An 11,676-nucleotide genomic window follows, 5' to 3' on the forward strand; every position below is an offset into this window, starting at 1 on the left:
GCGCACAACCAATTATATAACGGCTGAGAAGTATAAATAATTCACTTACAGTGACAATTTTTATTTTACAAATAAAAAGAGCCTTTGATCTGAAAATCAAAGGCTCTTTCTGCTTTTAAGAATTAAAGGACTTATTGCTTTATAATATTTCCTGAATTAATCATCTTTCCATCATGGAAGAGAACCACATGGTAGAAGCCTGGTGTCAGATATTCTCCAAATGCAGTTTTTCCATTAGAATTTGATTCAAATGCCATTCTTCCCAGCTCATCATAAACCCTAATCATTGAATTCTCCGGTGCGTCAATTACAAACTCAGAAGCCGAAGGATTAGGGAATATCATAAGTTTATTTGAAACAGAGCCTTCGATTGACGCAACAACCTGGCACTTAACATTCTGAGCGTCGATAACTGCATAAACCGGTGTTCTCGCACAAGCATTACCAGCCTGAATCTTAATATCAAAAATACCAGGGAAAGAATTTGTTTTGTCATCCCTTGTATCATCTGTGATATCCATCACTCCAGCGGCATCCATTGTTGAGAAGTTTGCTCCATTGTCAAACCATACCATTTGATTACCAGCAGAAGGAGTGAGCTCATAGTTTCCAGCGCCTGGGACTTCAATTGGTGTTGAGAAATTAAAAGTATAATAAGTATTAAATGGTGTACCACTTTGAGCACCTGTACATGCTACACCTGCAGGAGTATAACTTTTTATAGTAGTTCCATTTTGTTTCAGGTCAAATGTTATTGTAACTAAATCCCCACTATTGCAGCTATAGACAAAAGGTAATACTTTGAGCTGCGTTATTGTGAAGGCTTTTGCAGCAGTAAATCTGATCCCTACAGCTCCTGCATTTTGAGGAGACGTAAGAGTATTGGATGTCGACGACGGGCCAGCGGTAGCTGATACGGAATTGCCATCCTGAACATAATATGTTTTTGATGAAGTAATACTAGGACTATAAGTTAATCCTGTAGCCAGTGAGCTTCCTCCTGTTGAAGCCGCATACCAGTCATAAACACCACTTGTTGCGTTTACTTTAAGATTGGCATTTCCTGATTCGCAAATTGTATCACTTACTACACTCAGCAGTTTGGATGTGATTACAACATTATCTGATTTTGATGTACAACCTGTTGCACTGATTGTTCCGACATATGTTCCTGCCTCAGTTGCAGTATATTTCTGAGCAGTAGCTCCACCGATTGTTTTTCCATCTTTTGTCCAACTATAAGTTATTCCAGCTCCGGAAGTGCCGAGATCCAATATTACAGATGTTTGGCTGCATAGTTCCTGATCAGCGCCAAGAGTGATTGTCGGGAGGACTCCAAGAACTTCAACACTGCCTTCTGTAAACCATGATGTAAGGGAATCAAGTCTGCACTTATAGACCCCAGCCTGAGTGACAGTTAACTTGTTTTGAGTTTTTGATGCAGCTGAGATAACTGTCCCATCCTTGTACCAGGTGAATGTTTTTACATTGTCTACTGCCACTTTTGAGTCAAGCACAATATTTGTCTTGCCGCAGATAGATTGATTTGCACCAAGATCAGGAGTAGTTTTACCAAACTTTGCAGTATTTACAGGATCAAGTTTTGAATTGATAAAAGCAAGGACACCCACAAGGCAAGCATTGTAATCTATCCCACCTTCTGTATGAAGAACATTAACAAGATCATCACTGAAGCTGCCCGCATTTCTGGTTCCTCCCACCATATAGCCAGCTTGTTTGTTTTTTGCAGGAATTGGTAATGTCATTTTTATTGCATCAGTGGGATTATCATCTCTTAAAAATAGATTTCGATGATGTGGATGCAATGGCGATTTTGCTCCAAAACCAACTATAAATGACAAATTAGCTGAATTCTTTCCTAATATATAGTCGATATTATCATATATAAATTTGTGAGGAGTAGCATCTGTTCCGTTCAATTTCTGCCAAAGAGCCACCATAAGGGCAGTGTTAGCATTATAACGAAGGGGCCCCCAACTTGTATTTCCTCCGGCAAACTGGCCATCGGCTTGCACATTTGTAAGGTAACTATTAACAATTGTTCCAAACGTAGATTTTGCATTTGTTCGACCTAACAAGGCTAAATTATAAATAGCTATGTCTCCGTTATTTTCGTAGTCAAAGCCATAAGTTTTTCCTGAAATATCATAGCCAGAGGCATTGTTGGCTGCAATAGTAAATGCAAATGCTTCTGTCTTATAGCTTTCAGTATTGGTTACCCAAAATAATTCAGCACACATAGTAGCATAGTCATCTTTCCAAGTTGCGTTAGCTCCATAAAATCCTCCTTCTCCTGTTGCAGCTGTTCCCGGGTGTGCCTTTGCATAGGTATAAGCAAATAGGGCATGCTGAAAACACAAATCTGCATAAGCAGGATCAAAAGGGCGGTACATTCTTGACATCAAAGCCAGTGTGGCTCCACAAAAAGAGGCCATTGAAGCGTCATTTGGATTTTTATAAACTGGTCTTTGCTGGCCACCTTTATTTACTGCAGAAGTCTGCATTTTAACTGCTGTGACCCATTCTGTATGATCATAATTACTATTGCCCACCTGATAATAAAATGTAGTAGCATTTCTAGTACATTTAATAAAGTAGTCCGTTGCATGTTTTACTTCATCAAGAATATCCGGTATACCATTCGGATCATGCTTTTTTCCTTCCCATGACCAGTCTCCAGCCGTTTTGTATCCGTTATATGTATAGGAATAATAATCATCATACCCTGTTGGAAACTCTGCATATGCCTTAAGCAACATATATGCTGAATAAAACTGAGTCTGACCATATTTTACGTGATCACCGCAATCATGCCAGCCCCCAGATAGGTCATATCCATCGGTATCTTTGTCTTCTGAAAAGCATTTTCCTCTCAGGCTTTCTGAAACTCCTGAAGGCAAATGACCAGAAACAAGCCAGTTGTTCTCACCAGATCTTTGCCCTCCATACATTCTGGTAGTCATCCATAAGGCCTTTTTATAATCCTGAGTAGTAAAACCCTGAGCCTTTACGCTAAGGTTTACCGCAAAGAGGGAAATTGAAATTAATAATACTAATAAAGGTCTATTCATTTCCAAAATTGGTTTTAGTATATAGAATCTAGGCAAAATACCATATTGTATATACTATTTCAATAGGAATTGTAACCTACCGGAAAATAATTGTAAAATTTATATTTATTAATTGATAATTAAGATCTTATCAGAAGGGTCTATCAAAAAAATGAAAATAAAAAACCCGCGTTGCCACGGGTTAAGTTCTTTTGTCTGTGTAAATAAAATAATTTATATTTTCTTTACATTCACCGCGCTAAGGCCTTTTTTGCCATCTACTACCTTGAAAGCAACTTTATCATTTTGCTTTACTTTGTCCTCAAGACCTGTCACATGAACAAAAATTTCCTGGTTTGAACTTTCATCTTTAATGAAACCATAACCTTTGCTCTCATTGAAGAATTTGATTGTACCTGTATTCATAAAATAAGTAATTAATTTCCCTAAAGTTAAAAAAATATTTAATAGATCCCTACAAATCGACAAAAAAATTACATCAAAAAAAATATTTTTAAAGGAGAGACTTTTTTTAATCCCCTCCTTTATTCAGCTTATTTTCAAGCAAAAAGATAATTTTTTCCTTATCTGACAGCTGCTGTTTTAGTAGATCAACCTCCTTTTTCATACGCTCATTTTCCTGTATCAATTGCTCATTGAGATTTTTCTGATCTGATAAAGCCTTCATAATATCCTCTTTTTCAGAAGATTCAGCTCTCCATTTAAAGATATCTTCAACAGTAACTTCTAAAATGGAAGCTATTTTTTCCAGACGATCAACAGTTAGAGAGATCGCTCCGCGTTCAATTTTACCATAAGTTGAATAGTCAATTCCTAGTTGATAGGCTAGATACTCCTGACTTATTCCCTTTTGCTTCCGAATTGATTTTATATTTAGTACAACACCGCTCACTGAATAACAAATTTAAATAATGGAATTATCCTATAACAGGGCATAAAAAGACTAATACAAGAGTTTAAATACCTGAGAGAGTTGCCTTGTAGGCTTTTTAAGCTTCTGATTTCTTTTTATTCCTGTGCTGAATAAAGAACAAATAGTTAAAAATTAAAATTCAGTTAAAAAGCATTGAGGATGATATAGATAAAAAAACGGGTAGATTTCCATCAGAAATTTACCCGTCCTTGTAAAATATGTTAAATCTTTGTAAAAATTACATTGATTTTAGTAAATAAGATTTCAAATTAGAGAAGTCAGAAGTTAATGGAAATGCTTCTTTTTTCTTGTTAACAACCGCCTGAAGACGCTCAGGAAGTTCTATTTTTTTATTAATAATATCTTCAACAACCTCAATAAATTTGCTTGGGTGGGCAGTGGCCAGAAATACACCTGCAAATTTTTCTCCCGTTGTTTTAGCATATTCTTTTAATCCAAGATAAGCAACCGCCCCGTGAGGGTCCATAATATAACCACCAGCTTTATAGACTTTCTCAATTGCCTGAGCAGTTTCCTCATCATTGTATCTTGTTCCAAAGATATCTTTCTTAATCGCCTCAAGATCCTTCCCGTAAAGCTCCACAAGTCTTGCGTAGTTGCTAGGATTTCCGACATCCATTGCATTTGAAATAGTAGCTACAGAAGGACGAGCTTTGAAAATTCCCGTTTCAAGGAATTCCGGTACTACATCATTTGCATTGGTGGAAGCAATATACTTTTGAACAGGTAAGCCCATTCTCTTTGCAATCAGTCCACCACAAAGGTTACCAAAGTTTCCGCTAGGTGTAGAGAATACAACTGGAAGACCTAATGATTTCAGTTTTGCATAAGCATAAAAATAGTAAAATGACTGAGGGATCAATCTGCTTATGTTTATGCTATTTGCTGAAGATAGATTTATTTTGCTGTTAAGTTCTTTATCTAAAAAGGCTTCTTTAACCAGTCTTTGACAGTCATCAAATGTACCATCGACTTCAAGTGCAGTAATATTCTGCCCTAAAGTCGTTAATTGTTTTTCCTGTATATCGCTTACTTTTTTGCTTGGGTACAAAATAGTAACTTTAATTCCTGGCATTCCAAGAAATCCTTGAGCTACAGCGCTACCAGTATCGCCTGAAGTTGCTACCAATATGTGAATTTCCTTTTTTTCCTTTTGAAGGAAATAAGACATGATCTTAGCCATGAATCTTGCTCCAAAATCTTTGAATGCAAGAGAAGGACCATGAAATAATTCAAGAACGAAAATATTATCCTCTACCTTAACAAGTGGAGCGTCGAATGATAGTACATCGTCAATAATCTTTTTCAGATCTGCATCAGGAATTTCATCTCCGATCAAAGTTTTTGTAACCTGAAAAGCAATTTCCTGAAAGGAAAGCTTATCTATGGTATCAAAAAAAGATGATGGCAACTGAGGAATAGATACCGGCATAAATAGACCGTTATCATCAGGCAAACCTTTAAATACAGCTTCTTTAAAAGATACTTCAGCTGCAGAACGATTGGTACTGTATAATCTCATTTTATATTGACAATTTTAGTCCAGTATTTGTGGACCTGAATTATTGATTTTAGAAATATAAACTTCGCTCCCTATATTGATTGAGTTAAGCACTTTTTGCATCTCATTACCTACTTTATGAGCGATTTCTTCTGAAGTACTAAGCGCAAATATTGATGGGCCGGAACCTGAGATTCCACAACCTAGCGCTCCCGCACTTAAAGCTGCTTGCTTCACATCTTCAAAACCAGGAATTAAGATTGCTCTTATCGGCTCTACGATCACATCTTTCATGGATCTTCCTATTAGCTGGTAATCAGAGAGCATTAGGCCTGCAATTAGTCCTCCTACGTTTCCCCACTGAGTAACAGCATCTCTTAGAGGAATCTGTTTCTTCAGTATTTCACGGGCATCTTTCGTCTGAACTTCCACCTGAGGGTGAATGATGGTAGAATATAAATTTGCAGGAGTTGGAATTTTGATCACATCCAGAGGATCATAACTTCTGATCAAGACAAAACCACCCAGCAATGAAGGAGCAACGTTATCCGCATGTGCGCTACCACAGGCAATTCTTTCTCCTTCCATGGCGAATGGGAGCAATTCCTGCTGGTTAAGTGGCATGCCTAATAATTGATTCACTGCAAACACCCCAGCCACTGCACTTGCTGCGCTTGAGCCAAGTCCGCTTCCAAGAGGCATTTTTTTATGCAAGGTAATTTCAATACCTGCATCTGACTGAAGATGGTTTAGAAAACGAGATACAGCAACACCAACGGTATTTTTATCTGCATCTTTCGTTAGTCTCCCTTCGTCACCAGTAATAGTTGTAATCTTTACGCCCGGTGTAGATTTTTTAGTAAGTACTACTTCGTCACCTGGGTTCTCGACCGCAAAGCCAAGCACATCAAACCCACAAGCCACATTTGCCACTGTAGCAGGGGCAAATACTTTTATACTATCTTTCATACTAGACAAAACTTTTCAAATAATTGCTTATGCTGATGATTTCAGCAAAAACGCCGGCAGCAGTTACTTCTGCCCCTGCTCCTGGACCTTTAATAACTAAAGGTCTGTCCTTATATCGCTCTGTTGTAAAAGCGATCATATTATCACTTCCACTTAAGGAGTAGAATGGATGAGTCGTTCCAACAGATTCAAGACTTACTCTTGCTTTACCGTTTTCAAGAGTAGCGATAAACCTTAAAACGTTACCTTTTTTTGCAGCCTCATCTCTTCTTGCGGAGAAAACATCATTGTTCTTCTCAAGTTGAACAAAGAAATCTTCGATGGTCTTAGCCTTTCTGCAAGGCTCAGGAAGGATATTCTCCACATTCACATCAGCAATTTCCAGCTCGTAATTTGCTTCTCTTGCCAATATTAGAATCTTTCTTGCTACGTCCATACCGTTAAGATCATCTCTTGGGTCTGGCTCTGTATATCCTTTTTCCTTAGCTTCTTTAACTACTTCACTGAATTTTGTACCTTCCTTGAATGTGTTAAAGATAAATGAAAGCGTACCAGAAAGGATACCTTCAATTTTCAAGATCTTATCTCCACTGTATTTAAGATCCTTCAGTGTATTGATGACCGGAAGCCCTGCTCCCACGTTTGTTTCATAAAGGAATTTTACCCCATGCTTAAAGGCAGCAGACTGAATCTTTTGATAATCTTTATATAATCCAGAGTTTGCCAGTTTATTAGGAGTAACGATGGAAATGCTTGTATTGAGTATATCTTCATAATGCTCTACAACATCTTTGCTGGATGTAGAGTCCACGAATACTGAATTCTGAAGGTTCAGATTTTTCATTTTCTCAACAAAAGCAGACATCTTCATCTTCTCTCCGTCTTTCTCAAGCTTGCCATTCCAGTCTTTCAGATTAATCCCATTTTCATCTATCAACATCTTCTTGCTGTTCGCAATTCCAATGATATTGATCTTTAAAAGTCTTTCTTTAAGCAATTGAGAAGATTGCTTTTGTATCTGTTTCAAAAGAGTACTTCCTATCAGTCCCAGACCTACCACAAACACATTTAATGTGCGGATGTCAGACAAGAAGAATGATTCGTGCAGAGAGTTTAATGCTTTAGATAAATCATGCTCGCCGATAACAACAGAAAGATTTAACTCCGAAGAGCCCTGAGCAATTGCACGAATGTTAACACCGTTTTTACCAAGTGATGCAAAGAATTTCCCCGCTATACCTGGAGTATTTCTCATATTTTCACCGATAATCGCAATAATAGACAAGTCATATTCCACTATTGCATTATCAATTTTCTTTGCCTGAATTTCGTTGGCAAATTCTTCATTGATCAACTCAGCTGCGTATTCTGCCTCTTTAGGTTCTACTGCAAAACAGATAGAATACTCAGAAGAAGCCTGCGTAATCAATATTACGTTGATTTTTTTCTTAGCTAATGAACCAAACAAACGAGCAGAAACACCTGGCACACCCATCATACCGCTGCCTTGAAGACTTATCAATGCGATCTCACGAATTGAGCTGATTCCTTTAATCAGAAAATCGTTGGCTTTGGTTTTAGCGCTTATGTACGTTCCTTCAAATTCCGGATTGAAAGTATTTTTGATCCAGATAGCAATTTTTTTATTAAAGGCAGGCTGTAATGTCGGAGGATAAATAACCTTAGCACCGAAATGTGACATTTCCATTGCTTCCACATAAGAAATCGCGGGAAGCGTAAATGCTCCTTTAACTTTCTTAGGATCTGCAGTCATGACACCATCAACATCTGTCCAGATTTCAATTTCTTCGGCTCCCAGAGCAGCGCCAAATACAGAAGCTGTATAGTCCGAGCCTCCGCGACCTAATGTTGTAGTTTCCCCTTTAACAGTGGAACTGATGAAACCTGTAATGGCTTGGATTTTTTTCGTAGCCTTAAAATGCTCTTTTATATTTTTATCTGTTGCTTTGAAGTCAATTATCGCAGCACCAAAATTATTATCCGTAACAATCAGTTTACGCGCATCACAAAACTCAGTATCAAGGCCTGATTGTTTCATAAACTCGGAAACAATGTAGGTCGACATTCTCTCTCCGAAGCTTGCAACAAGATCAGTTGTTCTTGGCGAAAGTTCTTTCAGAAGAAATACACCATGCAGAAGGTCTTCAAGCTCATTGGTGAGCATTTTGATATGGGCCACCACTTTGCTCTGTACTTTTATATCGATAAGCGACTTTACCGCATTGATATGCTTATTCTCAATGGATTTAAGAATTGCATGATAGTCTTCATCACTTTCAGCAGCTTTTTTGCTTACCTCAATCAGCTGATTGGTAATTCCCGACATTGCCGAAAAAACTACGGAAAATTCCTGCTTCTTTTTTTTATAAGAAAGTAGAATATCTACTACTTTTCTGATACTATCTGCAGTTCCAACTGAAGTCCCGCCAAACTTTAAAATTTTCATTACCTCTAGATTCCGAATTACAATTTATCCAATAAATAATCGGGCAAAGTTAAGATTTTGAACCTCCCATCCCAAGTTTTTAGTTTTTTTAATTCAAATTCCTGCCAGCCAACTAATAAAATATTTCTTGTAATCAAAAAAATCTCTCTGGGCCACTATATATCGGTGTAGTTTTCAATACTATACAATACGCCTTAACATTAATTATTTTTTTAGAGTTCTTCTATAAGGAGGAAGAATGCGATTGGTCATTTTTAATAGTTATGGAAAAAAAAATACAGCTTTATTTATACATATTTTTTGTAATATCAAATATTGTGGGCTTTAGTGGTTGTCACAGAAAACCGGAAGATGTCGTTAAAAACTATCTTGACTTAACCTACATTGGGTCTGAGCCTGATGATGCTTACGAGCTTATTTCATCTGAAGATCAAAAACTTAAAACAAGAGAGTTATTCATAAGAGAAATAAATAGAAAAAATTATCTAAAGAAAAAACTCCCAAAAAATGTAAGGAAGCAATACAAATATGAAATTCTAAGAACTGAGAAAAAAGCAGACACATTAATAGTATTCACAAAACTATACAAGCCCGATGCAGAGGAAATTATGAGAGAACTAGGCTTTTTTATGTTAAACTCTATCAGTGGAAATGAGGAAAAAATGCCAGATCCTGAAAATGCGCTTTTTAGCCTGATGGAAGAAAAACCGGTAGTAGTTACTTCAGAAGAAAAGATTTTTAAAGTTGTACCTGAAAAAAACGATTATAAAATCTGTCTGAATTTCAGCAAAAAGAAATCAACGAAAAAAAATTGGGTAAAAAATCAAAAACTTGAGGAAAAGATTTCAAAAGCGATCAAAGAATTGCGCTTTGAGGAAGCTCTTTCGCTGCTGAAAATTAAAGATTCTGCTGAAGGTAAGCATATTTCCAAACAGGTATCTGACATTCAAAACATTATGCAACAAACTCTTATGCTGGGACAAACCATGAAGATGGGGAATCTTGAAATAACAGCACTGTCAGCACAGATCAGACCTGTAAAATTTTTATTGGATCACACGCCTGGAGAAAAGTCGAGAGAATTAACCAGTGATGAACAATACTTTATTCTTACTTGCAAAATTGCCAACCAATGTAACCAGGAATTCTTTTGTCCGAAGGAAAAGTTGTCATTAAAAGGAGACATAAGCGTACAAGATAATTTTGGAAACCAGATGCATGAATTGGCCATCCCGGATGGAATTACCACAATTGATGGAAATAACTATAAAAGCCTGCGTCCCGGAGAGACCAGAACCATGGAGTTTATTTGTGAAGTACCCTTAGTCTCACAAGCGGAGCGATTTCTTTGGAAAATTAAATTGAACACAGATAACAGGAACACAGCAATGAATGCATATGTCCTTGTATCTAAAAAAGAGATTCTGAGAAAATAACAGCAAGATGGAAAATTTGAAGAAATCATTAAAGGAAATAAAAATTTAACCAGCTTTTAGGAACTTCAGGTAAAGCAACATTGATAGGTGTTGATTCCAGAGCAACCTTTGTTCATTTTACCAAAGGTATATCGCTTATCATCCTTAGTATACAATTTATACCATTGAAGCTTTATAAAAGACTCGATAGTCCGCAAGAAGAAAGTAATTGATAATGAGAGGATCGTTATTGCTAAAATGTTAATATAAACAGTATTGCGATATTTAGCGTTATATTTTTGTAGATTTTCATTGAACTCTTTTTGAAAAATCTGCATTTTAACTTAAATTCGTGCTTTCTTTCATTAATAAGAAATGGTAAATACTTTTATATATTCTAACCTCATCTCTACTCCCACAACCATGGGTGCAGGAAGAATTTTACCATTCAGGAACCCCAGGCCTTAGGCCGGTATACCTCTTGAATTACCCATGTGGTAATTCTGCTCTCAATTCACTTTACTCATTTTAAAATTTAAAAAGGGCTTTGTAATAATAAGCCAGGGTTAGTTTTATTAATTTATTTATCTGAGCAGAAAAAATGGCTGATTTTATTGTAACTATTGCTGGGGAAAAACATAAAGTTCTTGCAGAGGCAATCTGTAAAGAAATGGAAGAAAGTGCCAAGGCGCGTGGTACCGGTATAGCTAAGAGAAATCCTGAATATATAAAGAAAAAAATGGAAGAAGGCAAAGCCGTTATCGCCACCACTAAAGATGGTAGATTTGCCGGCTTTTGCTATATAGAAACCTGGTCTCATAATAAATATGTAGCCAATTCTGGTCTTATCGTATCGCCGGAATTCAGAAAAGAAGGCCTTGCGACCAAGATCAAAGAGAAGGCATTTGAGCTATCCAGAAAAAAATATCCTGACGCAAAGCTTTTCGGCCTTACGACAAGTGCTGCTGTCATGAAAATCAACTCTGAATTAGGTTACCGTCCGGTTACATTTTCAGAGCTTACAGATGATGAAACCTTCTGGAAAGGTTGTCAAAGCTGCGTAAACTTTCAAATACTGGAAAGCAAGAATTACAAAAACTGTCTTTGCACAGGAATGCTTTACGATCCGGAAGAAAAGAATAAGAAAAAATGGGATTTTGTAAAAAAATCCAAACTCTACGAGCGTTTTCAAAGCCTAAAAAATCATAAGCTTCTCAAAGCTTTAAAGATGTCTTCAAAAGTATTGACTCTTTTTTCTACAGCAAAGGCGACAAATTAATGTCGCCTTTGTCCTGTTT

Annotated in this window: 8 protein-coding genes; 2 read left to right on the plus strand and 6 right to left on the minus strand. The window is 36.8% G+C overall.

The genetic code is table 11. The features are described from left to right. Positions 1 to 131: 131 nt before the first annotated feature. The 6 genes from J7604_RS06235 to thrA form a co-directional block, all read right to left on the minus strand. Positions 132 to 3,092, minus strand: coding sequence for a glycoside hydrolase family 9 protein (locus J7604_RS06235; protein ID WP_293892713.1), 2,961 nt, complete (start codon positions 3,090 to 3,092; stop codon positions 132 to 134). Positions 3,093 to 3,305: 213 nt separating this feature from the next. Further along, positions 3,306 to 3,497, minus strand: coding sequence for a cold-shock protein (locus J7604_RS06240; protein ID WP_028981406.1), 192 nt, complete (start codon positions 3,495 to 3,497; stop codon positions 3,306 to 3,308). Positions 3,498 to 3,603: 106 nt separating this feature from the next. Beyond that, positions 3,604 to 3,984, minus strand: coding sequence for a helix-turn-helix transcriptional regulator (locus J7604_RS06245; RefSeq protein ID WP_293892722.1), 381 nt, complete (start codon positions 3,982 to 3,984; stop codon positions 3,604 to 3,606). Positions 3,985 to 4,243: 259 nt separating this feature from the next. Then, the gene (gene thrC / locus J7604_RS06250) at positions 4,244 to 5,548 is read right to left on the minus strand and encodes a threonine synthase (RefSeq protein WP_293892725.1); all 1,305 of its coding nucleotides are present in this window, start codon (positions 5,546 to 5,548) and stop codon (positions 4,244 to 4,246) included. A 15-nt stretch (positions 5,549 to 5,563) separates the two neighbouring features. Beyond that, positions 5,564 to 6,496 (minus strand): homoserine kinase, encoded by a 933-nt coding sequence (locus J7604_RS06255; protein WP_293892728.1) that lies wholly within the window; start codon positions 6,494 to 6,496, stop codon positions 5,564 to 5,566. Between the two features lies 1 nt (position 6,497). Beyond that, a complete protein-coding gene (thrA, locus tag J7604_RS06260; RefSeq protein WP_293892731.1) occupies positions 6,498 to 8,963 on the minus strand; it encodes a bifunctional aspartate kinase/homoserine dehydrogenase I in 2,466 nt (821 codons plus the stop codon). 263 nt (positions 8,964 to 9,226) lie between these two features. On the opposite strand from thrA, the gene J7604_RS06265 reads away from it, so the two are divergent. Both J7604_RS06265 and J7604_RS06270 read left to right on the plus strand, forming a co-directional pair. Then, positions 9,227 to 10,399: a hypothetical protein gene (locus J7604_RS06265; RefSeq protein ID WP_293892734.1), complete on the plus strand. Its 1,173-nt coding sequence runs from the start codon at positions 9,227 to 9,229 to the stop codon at positions 10,397 to 10,399. Positions 10,400 to 10,979: 580 nt separating this feature from the next. After that, on the plus strand, positions 10,980 to 11,657 hold the full coding sequence (locus tag J7604_RS06270) for a GNAT family N-acetyltransferase (protein ID WP_293892737.1): 678 nt from the start codon (positions 10,980 to 10,982) through the stop codon (positions 11,655 to 11,657). Positions 11,658 to 11,676 lie beyond the last annotated feature (19 nt).

This window comes from Sporocytophaga sp. (genome assembly GCF_017745095.1).
Taxonomy (GTDB): domain Bacteria; phylum Bacteroidota; class Bacteroidia; order Cytophagales; family Cytophagaceae; genus Sporocytophaga.